At 38.2% G+C, this 18147-nt stretch carries 16 protein-coding genes and 1 pseudogene; all 17 read left to right on the forward strand.

From position 1 onward, the window contains the following. Positions 1 to 61 precede the first annotated feature (61 nt). Positions 62 to 139 (forward strand): annotated as a pseudogene (locus PGN18_RS22115) (hypothetical protein); the annotation flags it as partial. Between the two features lie 25 nt (positions 140 to 164). Beyond that, positions 165 to 839 carry a hypothetical protein gene (locus PGN18_RS22120; protein WP_335321751.1) on the forward strand — a complete coding sequence of 225 codons (675 nt, stop codon included), beginning with the start codon at positions 165 to 167 and terminating at the stop codon, positions 837 to 839. Beyond that, entirely contained in the window at positions 826 to 2046 is a 1221-nt protein-coding gene (locus PGN18_RS22125; RefSeq protein WP_335321752.1) for a phospholipase D-like domain-containing protein, read from the forward strand. The genes PGN18_RS22120 and PGN18_RS22125 overlap by 14 nt, the downstream gene beginning before the upstream one ends. Before the next feature lie 295 nt (positions 2047 to 2341). After that, a complete protein-coding gene (locus PGN18_RS22130) occupies positions 2342 to 3253 on the forward strand; it encodes an SdiA-regulated domain-containing protein (RefSeq protein ID WP_335321753.1) in 912 nt (303 codons plus the stop codon). Positions 3254 to 3426: 173 nt separating this feature from the next. After that, on the forward strand, positions 3427 to 5313 hold the full coding sequence (locus PGN18_RS22135) for a metallophosphoesterase (RefSeq protein ID WP_335321754.1): 1887 nt from the start codon (positions 3427 to 3429) through the stop codon (positions 5311 to 5313). Positions 5314 to 5506: 193 nt separating this feature from the next. Then, positions 5507 to 7033 (forward strand): BamA/TamA family outer membrane protein, encoded by a 1527-nt coding sequence (locus PGN18_RS22140; RefSeq protein ID WP_335321755.1) that lies wholly within the window; start codon positions 5507 to 5509, stop codon positions 7031 to 7033. 398 nt (positions 7034 to 7431) lie between these two features. Beyond that, positions 7432 to 9603 carry a GAF domain-containing protein gene (locus PGN18_RS22145; RefSeq protein ID WP_335321756.1) on the forward strand — a complete coding sequence of 724 codons (2172 nt, stop codon included), beginning with the start codon at positions 7432 to 7434 and terminating at the stop codon, positions 9601 to 9603. Positions 9604 to 9950: 347 nt separating this feature from the next. Beyond that, positions 9951 to 10346: a type VI secretion system tube protein TssD gene (tssD, locus tag PGN18_RS22150; RefSeq protein WP_335321757.1), complete on the forward strand. Its 396-nt coding sequence runs from the start codon at positions 9951 to 9953 to the stop codon at positions 10344 to 10346. A gap of 115 nt (positions 10347 to 10461) precedes the next feature. Beyond that, on the forward strand, positions 10462 to 10857 hold the full coding sequence (tssD, locus tag PGN18_RS22155) for a type VI secretion system tube protein TssD (protein WP_090983662.1): 396 nt from the start codon (positions 10462 to 10464) through the stop codon (positions 10855 to 10857). 87 nt (positions 10858 to 10944) lie between these two features. Further along, positions 10945 to 11664, forward strand: a complete 720-nt coding sequence (locus tag PGN18_RS22160; RefSeq protein ID WP_335321758.1) for a hypothetical protein — start codon at positions 10945 to 10947, stop codon at positions 11662 to 11664. A 1-nt stretch (position 11665) separates the two neighbouring features. Next, a complete protein-coding gene (locus PGN18_RS22165) occupies positions 11666 to 12511 on the forward strand; it encodes a hypothetical protein (protein WP_335321759.1) in 846 nt (281 codons plus the stop codon). A gap of 22 nt (positions 12512 to 12533) precedes the next feature. Beyond that, positions 12534 to 14288: a type VI secretion system Vgr family protein gene (locus tag PGN18_RS22170; protein ID WP_335321760.1), complete on the forward strand. Its 1755-nt coding sequence runs from the start codon at positions 12534 to 12536 to the stop codon at positions 14286 to 14288. Positions 14289 to 14395: 107 nt separating this feature from the next. Further along, the gene (locus PGN18_RS22175; protein WP_335321761.1) at positions 14396 to 15256 is read left to right on the forward strand and encodes a hypothetical protein; all 861 of its coding nucleotides are present in this window, start codon (positions 14396 to 14398) and stop codon (positions 15254 to 15256) included. Positions 15257 to 15262: 6 nt separating this feature from the next. Further along, positions 15263 to 16750 (forward strand): hypothetical protein, encoded by a 1488-nt coding sequence (locus PGN18_RS22180; RefSeq protein ID WP_335321762.1) that lies wholly within the window; start codon positions 15263 to 15265, stop codon positions 16748 to 16750. Positions 16751 to 16765: 15 nt separating this feature from the next. Then, positions 16766 to 17233, forward strand: coding sequence for a hypothetical protein (locus tag PGN18_RS22185; protein ID WP_335321763.1), 468 nt, complete (start codon positions 16766 to 16768; stop codon positions 17231 to 17233). Between the two features lie 9 nt (positions 17234 to 17242). After that, entirely contained in the window at positions 17243 to 17389 is a 147-nt protein-coding gene (locus PGN18_RS22190) for a hypothetical protein (protein ID WP_335321764.1), read from the forward strand. Positions 17390 to 17696: 307 nt separating this feature from the next. Then, positions 17697 to 18147, forward strand: a 451-nt coding sequence (locus PGN18_RS22195) for a hypothetical protein (protein ID WP_335321765.1), incomplete at its 3' end; no start/stop codon positions are given.

The following is an 18147-nucleotide window of genomic DNA, read 5'->3' on the forward strand; positions in this document are numbered from 1 at the left end:
GAGCAGCTAGTAGAAACCTCTTTTTTTAAATCGGGATTTAAGCTGGTTAAAATTTAACGAGCGTATTTTAATGGAAGCCGAGCGAAGTACTGTTCCGCTTTTGGAACGGAATAAAATTCTTATCCATATTTTCTTCTAACCTTGATGAGTTTTATCGGGTAAGAATGCCCGTATTGCTTGCTCTAGAGAAGCTGAGTAACAAAGAAGATAATGATATCAAGATCGATGACAATTTATTAAATACTGCCAATCAGCTTATTTCCGATCAGCAACAGCGATATGGCAGGGTGCTTCAATCCGAACTGATCCCATTGCTCAAAGAAAATAAAGTAAACTTAATATATGGGGAGCCGTTCCCGGCAGAAATTCAGAAGAGTATTACCCGGTATTTTTTAAGTCAGGTAATGGCCTTTTTGCAGCCTGTGTATCTAAATGCCGATTCCGATTTTTTTCCTTCCAACAATGAACTTTATTTTCTGATTACATTAAAAAACGAAAGAAAACGCAGAAGAGTATTGATTTTAAACATTCCTTCCAGTCAGTTACCACGTTTTTACAAAGTCGAATCAGGAGATGAAACCTTTGTGGTATTTCTGGATGATATTGTACGTTTTCATTTAGATCGTATTTTTCCACAGGCCGAAGTAACCGGATGTTATAGTTTCAAAATTACCAGAGATGCAGAATTGGACCTGAAGGATGAATATGCTGGCAATTTATCAGAACAGCTCGAAAAACAATTGTTGAAACGCGATTTGGGTTTGGCTACACGTTTTCTCCACCAACCTGGTATACCAGCCAGTGTATTCGAACTGCTTAAAAAAATTGTTCAACCTTAAAAAAGCAAATAGGATAGAAGGTGGACGATACCATAATCTGAAAGATTTTATGGGCTTTCCGGTGAGTTCACCAAAATTATCCAATCCAAATTGGCCAAAACTTTGTAATACCGACCTGATTGACGGATCATTAACCGGAGCTATTTACAAAAACGACATTATCGTACACACACCTTACCAAAGTTATGATAGTGTGTTGCGCTTTTTTAATGAAGCAGCCATTGATGCCGAAGTGAGGGAGATTTATGTTACGCTTTATCGGGTAGCCAGCGATTCTAAAATTGTGAATGCTTTAATCAGTGCGGCAAAAAACGGTAAAAAAGTGACCGTTCTGGTTGAGCTCAAAGCCCGTTTTGATGAGGCCAATAACATCAAGTGGGCTAAAAAAATGAAGGATGTGGGCGTTGATATTATTTATAGTGTCACTGCGCTAAAAGTGCATGCAAAAGTAGCCTTGGTAAAACGCCAGATAGGTAATAGAATGCGTTATGTTGGTTTATTTGCCACCGGAAACTTTAACGAAAGCACCGCTGCGTTTTATACCGATCATATTTTAATGACGGCCAATAAGGAGATGTTGCGGGAGGTAGAACTGCTTTTTATTTTCCTGGCCAAACGGGTTAAACCAACCGCTCCCGATCAGGTTAAATTCAATCATTTACTGGTTGCCCAGTTTAATTTACAGGAGGTTTTCCTCAACCTCATTGATAGAGAAATCGAACACGCCAAACGAGGCAAACCATCAGGCATTACCATAAAAATGAACAACCTCGAAGAGAAAGTATTGATCAATAAACTTTACGAAGCCTCACAGGCAGGCGTAAAGATCGATATGATTGTGAGGAGCATTTGCCGGCTAATTCCGGGAGTTGTAGGAATGAGCGAAAATATTAAAGTTACCCGTATTGTAGACCGTTATCTCGAACACGGGCGTGTTTTTATTTTTAATAACCTGGGGAAATACGACGTTTATTTAGGCTCTGCCGATTGGATGAACCGTAACATTTACCGAAGGATTGAAGTTTGCTTTCCCATTTATAATGAACAGATTAAACAGGAAATATTGGATATTATCGAAATTCAAAAACAAGATAACGTACAGGCAGTTTGTATAGATGAAAATATGGATAATATTCCGGTTAGAACTGGCGAGGTTCTTGTTTCCTCTCAACATGATATTTATCAGTTGTTGAAAAGTAAAAAATGATAATATGCCGTGGTCTGTGCCATCTCCATAAGGTCGTCATTTCGACTGAAGCGCAGCGAAATGGACAAATCTGCCTAGCGAGAGGTGATTATAATAGACTTCTCCCCGCCTGTATGCGCAGGCACTACGGTCGAGATGACGATTTTGGTTGGGAATGATGGGATAAATAAAAGGTAATTAAATTTTACCCAATTCCGTGGTCTGTGTCCTCACATACCACTTGATTAAGTTAGTATGATTTTACCCATGGTCTGTGAGGACACAGACCATGGTACGTAACCATTAAATTTACCTTATGAAATACAATAAAACTCTTTTGGCCTCTGGTCTTTTAATCGCCTCAGCTTTTTTAAGCGTTTCCTGCGTTAACGGTAACCGCAATGATAAACAAAAGGATTCAACAGAAACCGTTTCTTCAGGCGGAGCGGCAAAATCAGATTTTCCTTACGATCTGGCCAATCCGGTAAAATACAACATGCCACAAAATCTTTTCGAAATTTCCGGTATTGTATTCCATAATGGCGACCCTAAGGAAATATTTGCTATTCAGGATGAAGATGGCGATCTTTTCCATTTAGGCTTGGGCGATAAAGAATCAAAATTTACCAAATTTGGAGGCAAAGGCGATTATGAAGATGTTACCATCATCAAAAATTATTTCATTGTATTAAAAAGCAATGGCGAGCTGCACACTTTTCCAATTACTGAGTTAGGCAAGGCAGAAGCTACTAACGTAACCAAAACGAAAGATATTGTACCCAAAGCCGAATACGAAGGATTGGCAGCAGACGAAAAAAATAACATGATTTATGTGCTGACTAAAGATAGCAAACCCGATTCTAAAGCAAAAGCATCCAGTATTTATGGTTTTAAAGTAGCTGATGATGCTTCGTTAACAGCAGCCGGAGAATTTAGCCTCTCGCATAAAGCAATCCAAAAGGAATCAGGAAGCTCAAAATCCAGATTCCGTCCATCCGCACTGGCTAAAAATCCAAAAACGAACGAGTGGTACATCCTTTCATCAATAAATAAACTATTGGTTGTTACCGACGTCGACTTTAAGGTTAAAACAACGTATCCCTTAGATCCAAATTTATTTAACCAGCCAGAAGGGATTGCATTTGACCGCGATAATAACCTGTATATCTCTAATGAAGGAGGAACGCTATCTGCAGGAAATATTTTAATGTTCAAATTGAAAAAGTAAATTTGGTAGTGGTATTCTAAGGCGATCGTCATCCTGAATTTATTTCAGGATCTTTCCTTCTTTATAGCTGCTGAAATAAATCTGATAACCATCGGATCAGCATGACGCGCTATGTAAAATTCCTAAGAAAAATTAAATTTTAAAATAACTACCTTTATACAAATGCCGAGTATATGATTAAAAGCTTTACCCTTTTTACCGTTTTATTTTTAATCAGTTTCATCGTCTTTGCACAGGATGATGTAAAATATCGTGTAATTCTTTTTGGCGATGCAGGTGAAATGAACCCTGCCCAAATGCAGGATTTAAAAAATGCAGCGAAACAGATCCTTCCCAAAAAAACTACCGTATTATATTTGGGCGATAATATTTATCCAACCGGAATGGGTTTGCCTGGCAGTGTAGAAGAAGAGGAGACTAAAAAGATTTTGCGTTCGCAGTTCGAACCGATGCGTAAAATGGGTGCTGCGGTTTACTTTATTCCCGGCAACCACGATTGGGATAAATCAGGACCAAAAGGACTTGCTAAAATAAAAGCGCAAGGCGATTACCTGAAGGAGCAGAACGATCCTTTGCTTAAACTGATCCCTGATAACGGCTGCCCCGATCCTGTAGCCATTAATTTAACAGATAAACTCACCATCATTGCCTACGATAGCGAATGGTGGCTGTTCCCATACAACAAAACTAACCCCAATGACGATTGTGATTGCCACAACAAAGATGAGATACTGGTTAAAATGGATGAGTTATTGGCCGAAAATAAAGATAAAGTAATTCTTCTGGCATCACACCATCCCTTTCAGAGCTATGGTCCGCATGGTGGTTATTTTAACTTAAGAAATCACCTTTTTCCCTTAACATCTTTAAATAAAAATCTATACATCCCTTTACCTGGTTTAGGTTCTGTTTATCCGCTATTACGTTCCACTTTATTAAGCCCTGAAGATTTAAACCATCCGGCGTATAAGGATATGATTAAATCGGTGACCGGTGTATTTGGCGATTATCCCAACGTAACTTATGTTGCCGGGCATGAACACGGCCTTCAGTTAATCAAAGGAAAACAACTGCAGATCATCAGTGGTTCGGGATCAAAAGTATCACCAAATAAAGAAGGTAAAACATCATTGTTTCATGAAATGAAGCAAGGTTATGTGGTGGCTGATCAATTGAAAAACAACGATATGCGTTACGAATATTATATTTATTCAGATACCAGCGTTAAAAAAGTTTACAGTTACATTAAAAAGTTCGAAACCATACCGAAAAAGATAAGAAACAGAGATAAACCGATTACTGCTGACAGTATTTTTGTGCGCATAAAGCCAGAATACGATAGCGTTGGTCGTTTTCACCGTATTATCTTTGGCGAAAATTACCGTAAGGAATATGCTGCAAAAACAAAAGTACCTGTACTGCGGATTTCTCAAATGATGGGTGGCTTAAAAGCCACCAAACGGGGTGGAGGCAACCAATCGCGATCTTTACGTTTAGAGGATAAAAATGGTAAAGAGTATGTATTGCGAAGCGTAGAAAAATTTCCGGAAGTATTGTTGCCGGCAGCATTGCGTGAAACTTTTGCCAAAGACATTTTAAAAGATAATATGTCAGCGCAACATCCTTTTTCGGCGCTCGTGGTACCAGAACTTGCTGAAGCTGGTGGCATTGCACATAGCAACCCAATTATCGGTTGGGTTTCTCCAGATGATAACCTGGGCGAATTTGAACCGGCATTTGCCAATACCTTGTGTTTGTTCGAAGAAAGAGAACCTACGGGAGAATCAGATAATTCTCCTAAAATGGATAAAAAACTTACCGAAGATAACGACAATAGATTAGATGGTCCTGCATGGGTTAGGGCAAGAGCATTTGATGTATTATTAGGCGATTGGGACAGGCATGAAGACCAGTGGCGCTGGAAAGAAACAAAAACTAAAGATGGTTCGCTTTATTCACCGGTACCACGCGATCGCGATCAGGTTTTTTTCAGATCAGACGGGCTTTTACAACGTTACACACAATCTTCTTCGTTATTGCCAATGATGCAGGGGATATGAGCGCGGCATAAAAAATATCAATTGGTTTTTATGGGAAGGAAGAGAGATCAGCAGCCGCTGGACCGCCAACATAGACGAGGAGGAATTTGATAGAATTGTAAAAGATTTTTGCGCAAATTATAACGATGCCGTTTTCGAAAAAGCACTGAAAAAATTGCCAGAGCCTGGTTATTCATTGCATCACGACACCCTTATGGCACAGCTACGTAACCGGATCGCTACACTGCCTAAATTAATGAACCAATATTATCATTTCTTCAACCGCATTGTAGATATAGAAGTGACCAATAAAAATGAACTGATTCAGATCACTGACGCTGCTAATAATGGCCTGCGGGTAAAAATCAATAAAATTTCCAAAGAAGGTAATATCAAGGACGAGCTTTTCGATCGGAAATTTAATCCAAAAGTAACTAAAGAGATCAGGGTATATATGCATAACGGTAACGACAGCCTGATCCTGGATAATAAAAATTCGGACATCAAATTGCGCATTATTGGTGGCAAGGGTAATAAAGTTTACGATTTTGCAAACAGTAATGGTAGTGTAAGGCTTTACGGCCGCACTACTAAAGCAACTTACCTGGGTAATGACCAGGATAAAATCAGGAAGATAATCTCTAACGATACTTCAAATTTCAGCTATATCCCTAAAGATATGTACCGCCGAAATTCCTGGTTGTTAAACGCTGGTTATAATCAGGATGATGGGGTTTTATTAGGATTGATCTATAAACAAACCAACCCTGGTTTCAGAAAGCAACCTTATGGCAATTCGCAAACGGTTTCGTTTTTGCATTCTTTTTCTACTAAAGCTTTTAGGTTTAATTACAAAGGTGAGTGGTTAAAAGCTTTAGGTAAAGCCGATTTTGTTTTAAAAGGCGATGCCTTCGCACCAAACAATACGCAAAATTTCTTTGGCTTTGGTAACGAAACCCATTTTGATGAACATGGCGATGAGATCAGGTATTATCGGGCCCGTTTTAACCTATACCAGGCAGAAGCTGCACTACGCTGGCGCCGTCCAAAATCTACTTTTAGCGTGGGGCCGGCTTTTCAATACTATAAATTTAACAAAGAAGATAACGAGGGCCGGTTTATCGAAAATACCAGTCAGTTGCACTCATCAGATAGTTTAACCGTACGTAATGAAAAGATGTTTGCCGGTGCATTTGTAAACTTTACCAACAATACACGCGATAACGACCTTTTACCAACCTTGGGCAGTTTTGTAGATTTTAAACTTTTGGGTTATAAGGGCGTGAATAAATATTCTAATTCTATAGCACAGTTTACAGGCAGCATTGCCCTATATAAAAATTTAGATGGTAGAAAGAATTTTATCCTGGCCGACCGTTTCGGTGGAGGAGTAACCATAGGTAAACCTGCATTTTACCAGGCTTTATTTTTAGGTGGTCAAGGCAATCTTTTAGGCTATAGGCAGTTTAGGTTTGCTGGCGAACATATGTTCTACAATAACTTAGAACTCAGGGCAAAGCTTGGCGACTTGGTAAGTTATGTTTTGCCCGGACAAGTTGGCTTACTCGGTTTTTATGATGTTGGCAGGGTTTGGAAACGTGACGAAAAATCAACAATATGGCACCATGGCGTAGGTGGTGGGGTTTATTTTGCGCCGGCATCACTTACAGTTGTACGATTTGTGATGGGACATTCCACGGATGGTTGGTATCCGTATGTATCAATCAATTTTAGGTACTAAATTTGTATGGCAGTATTATGAATGTTATATTTAAAGTATTTACGTTCAGCAGACTAACAACATATGGGGTAGTAGCTATCTTTGCGGTTGATTAGTAACACATTTGATAATTATAAATTTTACCCTATAGCAGAACTTATACAATGAACACCAATGTCATACAAATACATAAAAACGAATGTATACATTGCCAGGTAGAGTCATCTCTGTCTTTCCGCCCCCTTGTGGAGTATTTAAAAAGTAGGCTGAAAACAGAAAAATCGGTTAAATCTGAATTTTACAGGTTTTTACTTCAAAAAATTGAAAAAGACGATGTGCTGCTTAGCAACATAAGTCCTCAAGATTTATCCCAATATAAAGATACATTAGAGTTAATTTTTACTATTCTAACACCTTTAATGGATAACGAAAACGATTTGTTTTGGGCATTAAGCACACCCATTCCAGATCAGATTTTTTTTAGCACGAATGCATTCTATAAATTTTTTAAGGATCACGATCCTAAAAATAAGGTAACCAAGGATAATGAGCCTGTTGAGAAAAAACAGCTTAAGTTTATCTACAACATTATTTTGGGACGTTTTTATAATTTTACCTCAGTACTGAAAAATGAGATCATTTATGCGCACATTAATCAGGAAACGAAGCTGACGCAGTATTATAATATCCAAACCGACACCAAGTTTGTAGAAATTATGCATAAGGGCGATTTGCCTGAGCTGAATTTTGAAGCTTTGAGCAAACATTTTCAGGAAGAGACTGAATTAGAATACTTAGTAGAAAACCTCCCCTTAAGTAATTTTCATTTTGAAGGTTTTAGCATCATTTCCATTACCGATGTTACGCTACAGCATTCTATTGAAGGTATTCGTGGAGCACTGGTTGATCATAATTATCAAACAGAAGCTTACAGCCATGTTATACATGCGTTAAAAACATTAAGTGGTAACAGTAAGTTAGAATTTGGCTTGATGCCTTTCTTAACAGTTAACAATAAACTGGTATTCGATAATCAGGAGTTTTCTCAGAGCATGCTCATCAATTCAGCAAAAGCTTCTAATTTAGAAGAGGAGGTTTTTTATGCCCTGGTTGATAAATACAAAGAAAACCCACGTTCCATTTTTGTAAGTGCGATAAAAGAAGAGCAGATAGAAAAAGATCCTTTTTTAAGGGTTTTAAAAGCCGCAGGCGTTAGTTCTTATTCGATACTTCCTATTTATTACAATAAAGAATTGGCAGGCGTGCTGGAAGTATATTCAAAGGAAGAGGTAACAGTTGATGATAAGCTGTTATCGAGATTGCGTCCAGCAATGCCTTTGATTGGTCAGCTTTTCCAGTACAGCATTGAAGAATTTAATGCTAAAATGGATGAAATTCTGATGGATAAATTTACCGCTTTGCAACCTTCTGTTCAATGGAAATTTAACGAAGCTGTTTGGCATTTTCTACAGCAGAATAATGGTTATCATAAGTTGAAAGAAATCGAAACCATTACATTTAGGCATTTGTATCCGCTTTTTGGCGCTATTGATATCCGTAACTCCACCACCGAGCGTAACAAAGCACTAAAAAATGATTTGGAAGTGCAATTGAATACCTTAATCGATACTTTAAAGTTCATCAGTAAAAATGTTTCTTTAGCACTTATTGATAAGCTGATTTTCAATTGCAAAGACTGGATTAAAAGAATAGGCGATTTTGCTTCTTCAAATGAAGAAAGCCAGTTGAATGAGTTTTTAGAAGTGGAAGTTTATCCTTTCCTTTCTATCATTAAAGCAAACCACCCTAAAACTGCAGAGGTAATCGATCAGTATTTCGAAGTGGTGGTGCCTGAAACCGGAGCCGCATTCGAAAACCGCAGGCAGCTTGAAGTTTCTATGCAACTCATCAATACCGAAGTCAGCCAATACCTGGAAAAATCGCAATCAAAGCTGCAGGCTTCTTATCCTTGCTATTTCGCCAAGTTCAGAACAGATGGGGTTGAATACGATATTTACATCGGTCAGGATATCGCTCCCGACAAGCCATTCGATTTGCTTTACCTGAAAAATATTCGTTTGTGGCAGCTCACCTCAATGGTTGATATTGCCCGTTTATCTAAAAGTTTAATCGCCGAAATGCCGTGCACACTCGAAACTACGCAATTGATTTTTATCCATTCAAATGCCATAGATATTAGTTTCAGAAATGATGAACGCCGCTTTGATGTGGAAGGAGCTTATAACATCCGTTATGAAGTAGTTAAAAAGCGTATTGATAAAGTGTTGATAAAAGGTACAACCGAGCGTTTAACACAACCGCACAAAATTTCAATGGTTTACTTTAATCCCGAAGAAGCCAAGGAGTATATTGAATATATTAAATACATGCAGGTTCAGGGTTATTTGAACGATGATTTGGAACAGCTTGAATTGGATGAGCTTCAAGGTGTATCAGGTCTGAAAGCTTTAAGGGTAGGAGTTAAATACCTGGAAGAAAAAGTGGTAACTAAAGCAGATGCGGCTAAAAAACTTAAACCTAAAGAGATCAAATCAATCGAAAAGGAAATTGCTAAAGTATTACAGCATTAAAACTGATCGTTCAGTAAAATCCTCCAAATTAATTGGGGGATTTTTTTTGCACTAGTCTTCATCGTACACTGTGGATAAATGTATCAATATGTAGAATTACTACACATTTTATGTATTTTTTATGGTAATCTATTTTGTCTGATATAAGTGCCCATAAAATTTTTCCACATTTTTATTTTTAATAAAACGCCAATCGCTATTCCGAAATACAGCTTTCTGAACCTTTTTGAATTTTGTTACCCCTTAACTATGAGGGGTATATAATTTATTGGCCTGATCTTTGGTTAAAGGCTTGTAGTAGCGGAGGCTACTAATAATCAAATTTTTAACCTTTAAATTTTAAAACTATGGCTTTCAAAGCTAGATTAAATTTTTCGGGCAAGGAGTACGATGTACTTAACTGTGCCTATGCGTTAAACCGTGATGTAGATGCAAAAGGAAGACCTTCTTCCGGAGTTTATGGCGGTACCATCGACATTGAGATCGAATCAACCGAAGACACCTCAATTATCGAGGCGATGGTAAACAACCAGTACAAACCTATTACAGGAACCCTTCTGATCAAGAAAACAGAAGAAGATGCCAAAATGAAAGAAGTTCATTTCGAAGATGGCTACATTGTTAAATATTCCGAAGGGATAAACATTGTAGGCGATCACCCGATGACGCTTAAATTCCAGATTTCAGCCAGGAAGCTAAAATTAGGAAATGCAGAGCACCTTAACGACTGGCCGAAGGCCTAAGGAAAGGTTTAGGGTGTGAGGTTTAGGGTTTAAGGTTTTTAAACGCTTAACGCCATGCGCCAAACCCCATACTCTTAAGGATTCATTCATTTCAAAACATTTAAAACTTACTACAATGGCATTCAAAACCCGTTTAAATTTAGGATCAAAAGAATTTGATGTACTACAGTGCAGCTTTTCATTAAATAGAGATGTTGACGCAAAAGGCCGTCCATCTTCAGGTGTTTATGGTGGTACGATCCACATCGAAATCGAATCAACTGAAGATACTTCAGTGATCGAATCGATGGTTAACAACCAGTACAAACCGCTTTCAGGCAACATCATTTTCAAAAAAGGCGAAGAAGATGCAAAAATGAAGGAGCTGTCTTTCGAAGATGGTTACATTATCCAATATAACGAGGGTATTGCAGTTAATGACAATACACCGATGACTTTAAGTTTTGTGGTATCGGCGCGTAAGTTAAAATTAGGCAACGCCGAACACGAAAACGATTGGCCTAAAGCGTAATTAGCGCTAAAATCGTTATCGGTTACTGGCCAGGCCAGTAACCGATAACGATTTTTTGTTTTTGGGATGTGATCAAAAGAGCTACCTATGGCTACCGATTTGGAATACATAAATCTGTTTAACAATTGTACAATTTCTCCGTTAAAATCTGCAGAGATCAACCGGATCATTGATAATAAGATATTAAGCAATAAATCGAGATATCAGGCGGTTAGAAATAAACTGCTTAATTTAACAGAATATACTTATCGCAACGCCTGTTTTTTTACCGATCCGGAAAACAGCTTTCTTGAAAAGAATCCAAAAACTGCAAATGGTTTTTTTAGCAGGTCATTTTCAGAAACAGGTCTTTTTTCTGAAAACAGCGGTATACCCTGGTATTTTATTGCCTGTGTGCATTACAGAGAAAGTAATTGTGATTTTACCAAACACCTGCACAATGGCGACCCACTAACTGGTTTTACCAGGCAGCACCCTGCAAATAGACCGAAAATTGGTCACGGCCCGCCATTTACCTTTGAAGAGAGTGCAGTTGACGCCCTAAAGTTACGTGGTCTGGATAAAGAAACAGTTTGGTCATTGCCTAAAGTATTACTGCGTTTAGAACAATATAATGGTATAGCCAAAGCTTATCAAAATAATAAGATCAATTCGCCCTACCTGTGGGGTGGTTCTAACCTGTATACGAAAGGTGGTTTCCCGAGAGATCATGTTTTTAGTCTTGATTATGTAAATAAGCAGATCGGAACTGCAGTTATTTTAAAAGCAATGGAAAACAGAGGAATCATCAACATACCCAGGCAATAGTATGAAAGCAATAGGCATTTTATTTTCTTCTTTAGCTTTCTTGCTATTTTCTTGCGGGGCAAAGCATGGTAAGCAGCAGCATGAAAAGGTCAATGACTCGGTTACGCTTACACATCAAAAATTAGATTCACTTCCTGCCAAAATAGATACGCTGGAAAAACTGGCTGCCCAGATGGTGGCTTCAGCTGAAAGTTATAGAAATGATGGCAATACAGAAGCTGAGCAGATTTTTATAAATGCGTTTATTAAAGCCTTAAAAGAACCAAAGGCGTTTGAAACCAACTTCGCGAATTTAAAGAAATACGAGATTCAGGTATTAACTGCAGATGATGGTAAACTTAGGGTGTTTTATTGGCCCTCTCCCTATTCGGGCTCTATGTGGCACGTGCAAAATATTGTGCAGTATAAGGATGAAAATAATAGACTAACAGCCCTTTCTTTTAATAATCTTTACCAGGATAAAGATGATGAAGGCAGTCCTACGCCCTTTTTTGATCACATTTATACTTTAAATACATCGCCTCAAAAAACATATCTGTTTACCGGTTACGGACAAATGAGCGGAACCGAACCTTATACAGTAGCCCATACGTTAGTGATTGATCATGCAAAATTTAGCATCAATAAAGCGTTGTTCAAAATAGGTAAAGCAGTTAAAACACAGTTATTCGCCATTGCAGAACTTAAAGAAGACCAAGATAAAGATAAACTGTTAGCACAGTTGGCCATTACCTATAATGCTAAAGATAAAACCATTAGCTATCCAGAAGCAAATGAAACAACAAATGGTGCTGTGCTTACCGGAAGGAGAGACGTTTTGACTTTTCGTGATGGAATGTTCAAGTAGGCACAAACGATTATAAGTTGATATGGAAAAGAAATTAATTACCGAAATCAATATAGAAGATAAGGCCATTACCCATTTTGCCTCCTTCAGTTTAAAGCAGGCTTTTAATGCCCATCATTATTTTGAGCTGCGTTTTAACCATGACCAGATGGGTTTGCCCGGGATGATCAGCTTAGACGATAGCCGAGATTTTGTAGGGAAAACCCTCACTGCTTCTTTTGGTTACGATGCCGGGAGCTTACAGGAGTTTGCTGGTTTAGTAACCAAAGTAGAGCTGGCGCAAAGCCATGGTTATCATGGAATACTGATTGTGAGCGGCTATAGTCCAACCATTTTGATCGACCGTGGGCCAGACCTTGGATCTTATTTAGATAAAGATTTAAATAGTATTGTAAATCTTGCTACTTCAGATGTTCCTTCAAATGATATTAAAATAGTAGCCAACGCAGCCAGAAAGGAACCTATTGATTATCTGATTCAATATCGTGAAAGTGATTTCGATTTCTTGAACAGGCTTTCTGGCGAATACCATGAATGGTTTTATTATGATGGTAAACAATTAAATTTTGGCAAACCAGATGATCAAAAAGAAGTTGCCTTAATTTATGGCAGGGATGTACAAAACCTACAATACGCGATGGAAATTGCACCGATAAAAAACAAACGTTTTGCCTATAACCCTAAGCAGGATGAAATGCTACAGAGTGAGAGCAGCGGCGTTGGTGATGGACCACCAGATCTGGCACATGCCATACAGGTATCAAACACGATGTACAGCAAAACATTTAACCAACCTGCGCTTATCCGTGTTGATAACAGCAATGATATAAAAAGCCATGTGCAGAATGAAGAAAAAGCACATATCAGCAATCTATTAAAGGTAAATGCCAGTGGCGATAACGCTGCGCTGGGTATTAGCAGTATTGCCGAAATTACAATGAGTATCAGAAAGGAGCTTTCGTTTTCTACAGAGAGTCTGGGTAAATTCTTGATTACTACTATTCATCACGAAATTGATGGTACGGGCAAATATTATAATACTTTTGAAGGAGTGGTAGCCACAACAGAACGGCTTTTAGTAAAAAACTACACTAAACCAAGTCCCGATATGCAATTAGCAGACGTGGTCGATAATGCAGATCCGCAAGGTCAAGGTCGCATTAAGGTAAAATTAAAATGGGAATGTAAAACCAATGATGTTACGGAGTGGCTGCGGGTTATAACTCCAGATGCCGGAAGTAGCGATAAAGTGAGCAAAAACAGAGGTTTTGTATTTATTCCCGAAATCGGCGACCAGGTAGCTTTAACTTTTGAAGAAGGGAACATTGCACGGCCAATTGTGCTAGGTTCTGTATTCCACGGTAGAAGTGGTTCAGGCGGAAGTGCCAGCAACAATAGCAAAAGTTTAACCTCAAAAAGTGGGCATACGGTTCAGTTGAACGATGGAGGTGGCATTACCATTAAAGATAAAACAGGGGGCAACCATATCATAGTAGATGGAAATAACAAAGTAACAGTAACGTCTACCCAGACAGTGCTGATGACAAACGGAAAAGCAGCTATTACCCTAGAGGGAGATAAAATCACGATTCACGCTTCAGAGATTGAAATCGCTAATAAAGATGGCAACTCTGCTAAAATTGATATCAAAGGCGATGCTACAAATATTAATGCAAAAGATACCATAATCACGTCCAACAATAATAAATTAATTGGAACTAATCATGTTACCGGTGGTGTAACTACAATTGATGGCGGGGATGTCTTCATCAACTAAACTTGAAAAATATGTTTTGGAATTCAGCTGAAAATATAAATCAAAAAATACAAATCAGCAAATGCTTTAATGAAAGGTATCTGGTAACACAAACTTCGGAGATAGTAATGAGCAGTCTCGTCGTTAAAACCATTACCGAATTTAGGTGGGACGTTCGTGTTTTAAAAATAACTGATGAAGGGTACCAGATTGAATTGCTGAGTTTGGATAACGTTTTGAAAGAAACCAATAACCCTAACATACGGGATTTAAATGCATTTAATAATGCCTTCAAAAGAATGTATAGTGAGTTAAATATGCTGATTGGTAAAGATGGCGAACTTATTGAAATTAAAAACATATCACAAATACAACGTAAATGGTCTCAGGTAAAGTCCGAAATGGAAGCCATTCAAACCAAGCACGATAATATGAAAGGCATAATCGCTTTAAATGATGAGCTTTTTAATAATCCTGATAACATTATAGCTGCTGTTAAAGGTAACGAGTTTTTTGAGGTTTTCTTTAAAGCCTGGTTAGGCTTAAACTTGCCCGGTGGCAGAAATATCAGAAAAAAAAGCCTTTTCGCGCAGGGAAGCATCAGTTGGAGTTATGCGGTAAATGCCGAAAAACCATTACCGCCAATAGGAGGAAAAGCAGACATCAGTATTGTTGGCCATGCTACTGAAAATTTTGACAAAACCTGGATCAAAAATGCTTACGGCAGTTTTCCGATAACCGAAATTGCTGGACACAAACCCGAGGTTAGAGATGAAGCGAGCTACCAGATCGATTATAGAAGCGGAAGGGTTTTAAATGGTCTTGTAACGAAAGAAGAGGTTGTGCACCCTGAGTTTTTAAAGGCAAAAATGATTTATGAGATTATGGCCGATAACCAGGAAGTTGAACAGGAGCCAAATCCTATAAAAGATACAGAAAGAGCACCTGAAGAAACGCATGAAAAAGGAAGGTTTAGCCTATTAGATTAATTTGTCATGGGAAATAAAATTGCCACAGAAGAGGATTACTGGATGTGCACGGGCGGTATTATGCCAGCCCAGATACAGAGTATACAACGGATTGCTGAACAGAAAGACAGTAAAAAATACCTAATTAAAAGCGATACAGCAACTGCCTCAATGGGCGATTTTGTGTGCAAATGGATTATGCTTATTATGGCGCTGATTGCAGCTGTAGTTGCAGTATTAATTGTTGCTACTGGTGGTGCAGCGCTAGGTGTTCTGGTTGCAGTTGGTGCAGCTGCAGGCGCAGCTGGTGCGGCTTTTGGAAGTATTGTTGGCGGTTTGGTTTGTGGACAGAAAGCTGCAATTGCACGGACCTGGCTGGGCGATAAAAGTAATTTGATGATTGGTGGGCAAAAAACACTCACTACCGGAAGTACGATGGAATGCCCAGTATTTGGCTCAAAAATTGTACATGCCCCCAATGTAAAAAACTGGTGGGATGCCTTGCGTGTAGGAATTGGCAATTTTGGGGAAACGGTAATTTTAGGTGCGCTTGGAGGTGCATTAATCGGTTTAGGCGGGGCGGTATTATCGGGCTCTGCCGCATTGGCTTTACCCACTTTAGCTAGTGTGGGCACAAATATTTTGGGTTCGATAACTGGATGGGGGATGGCTGCCCGTTTGTACTTTGGTGCAAATGCCGTTTCCAACCAGCAAGCGCTTGGGCAGATTGATATCAACAATGTAGAAGAACGCGATGCCGCTTTTGGTAATGCGGCTTTCCCCGAATATGGAAGTATAAAAAGAATAGCCAGCGGAAGTGCCGAACCCATGGACGCTATGTTATTGCTTTATTTCTTAAATTTACGGGTGCCTGGTGCGAAACCTGGTACATCACCAAAAGAAGAACCTGCCGGGGGTAATAAAGAAGAACCTGTAGCGCCTAAAGAAGAACAGGCAAAACCAAAAGAAGAAGAGGTTAAACCTGTGGAGAATGGTAAGGCCGAAAATGGAGCTGCAAAAGGCAAAGATGGGAAAGCTTATGAAAAAGGTACGGGAACGAAACCGAAGCCAAAAGAGAAATTACAGGCAGGAACACCAGAACATAAACAGGCTCGATGGGCAGAATATGAAACAAAGATGGCGAATAACCCTAAAAAATGGAGTTATGAACGTTGGAGTAAGCAATATGATACAAACATGCAGAATGCGAGTCATGGTCTATCACGAGAAGCGGCTTATAGAGAGCAACTTGGAGGAAAAAGTGAAACAATTAAAACTAAATTCACAAACCGACAAATTGATATCAGTAGGCCAGCTGAAAGATACGCAGGTCAAGTAAAAACAGGAAAAGTTGCATTATCAAAACAAGCGAAAATTGATATTCAGAAAGATGCGTGGTTAGTCAAAAGAGGATATAAAGTTGAATACATTTTAGAAAAAGGCGCTTCCAAACCATTTATAAAAGCACTGGAAAAGGCTGGAATTGATTATTATATTGGGCCAAAAATACCATAAATTTTAAAAAAAAATATGAGTCTTAGAGATTTAACCAAACAAGAATTAGAAGAAAAATTCGAAAATTTTATTTTTCATATAGATGATTACTTAGAAGATTTTATAGAGAGAGCAGATAAACAGGGATACGATTTAGACTATTCCATTAGAAGTTTAAGTGATTTGGAAGATTATTTGATCAAAAATAAGATTAATAAAGATAGTGACGATGTTAATGATGCAGCTGCATATTTCGGTGAGGTTGTTAGAAAAAAATACGGTGGTAGTTGGCAATGTAGTTTAGATCTAAAAAATAATTCTCTTCATTACGGCAAGCCTGTGATTGTGGGGTATACAATTCCTGATGACCTTGAGTTATCGCCCTTTGATTCGGTATTAATATACATAACAAATCCGAGAAAGGATCATTTTTTAACAACTATACAAAATGATATTGATGATGAACCTTTAAATCTTGACGAATTTCCTACAGAAAAAGATTAGGCTAAAACTATGCAATTCGAAGCTTTAGAAACTACATTACAAATAAAAATAGAAAAGGCAGAGAAGAATGCAATAGAAAATATACAGGCAGGTATAAATTCTTCTCCCTTTATAATTTTTGGCGAAAAAGAAATCAAAAAGTTTAAGGCTGATTGATTGAAGGATGCTATAGACATGGCATTAGAAGAAATTGAAAGTTTTGGGAATTTGAAGAAGGTAAAGTGGCGATGATGATGATATAAAGGCATGGACTTATACCTTTAAAACAAATGGAGAGGTAGAAGTTATTGAGCGGGAGAAGGGTAGTGCCGAAGAGTGTGTTTAGAAAAGTAAGCGACTATTAAATGTAGAAAGCAACTGGGAGCCTGCTCCAGAATTTGGAGAGTTGGAGGGTTTGATGAAAATTTAAATGCATAATATCACGTTCGATCATAGATTTTATAATGATGTCCGTTATTTAATAATGGATGAAGAAAAAAGCTTAAATAACATCAAAACAAGGGTTGAGGATGATGTCTCTAAAGCAATTTGGAAAGAATATGGCAAAACAACCAAAGATTGGGCAAAATATGCACATGAGCATAACCTTTGGTATCCTACAACAGTATATAAAGACAATGAGCCATTTGCCTATATTGTTAATACTGAAAAAACTGTCCATATTAAATTTCTCTATGAAAAACTGTTTTGGACTGTGGGCATGGTTTTTAAAAAAGAAAACAGCGATAAAATGTTTTTAAGTGAGGTATGGATTAGAAGTTATGCCGGTAAAAATGATGAGATGTTAAAAGATCTTTTACAAGACCAACATTTAGTTTTCACTCCTAAAGGAAATCTAACGCTAACAACAGAAACTATTATTCGTGAACCATCTGTCAAGATTGAACGGGAAGAAAAGGAAGCTGCACATCCTG

Origin of the sequence: Pedobacter terrae (assembly GCF_036946585.1) — a bacterium.
Lineage (GTDB): Bacteria > Bacteroidota > Bacteroidia > Sphingobacteriales > Sphingobacteriaceae > Pedobacter > Pedobacter terrae_C.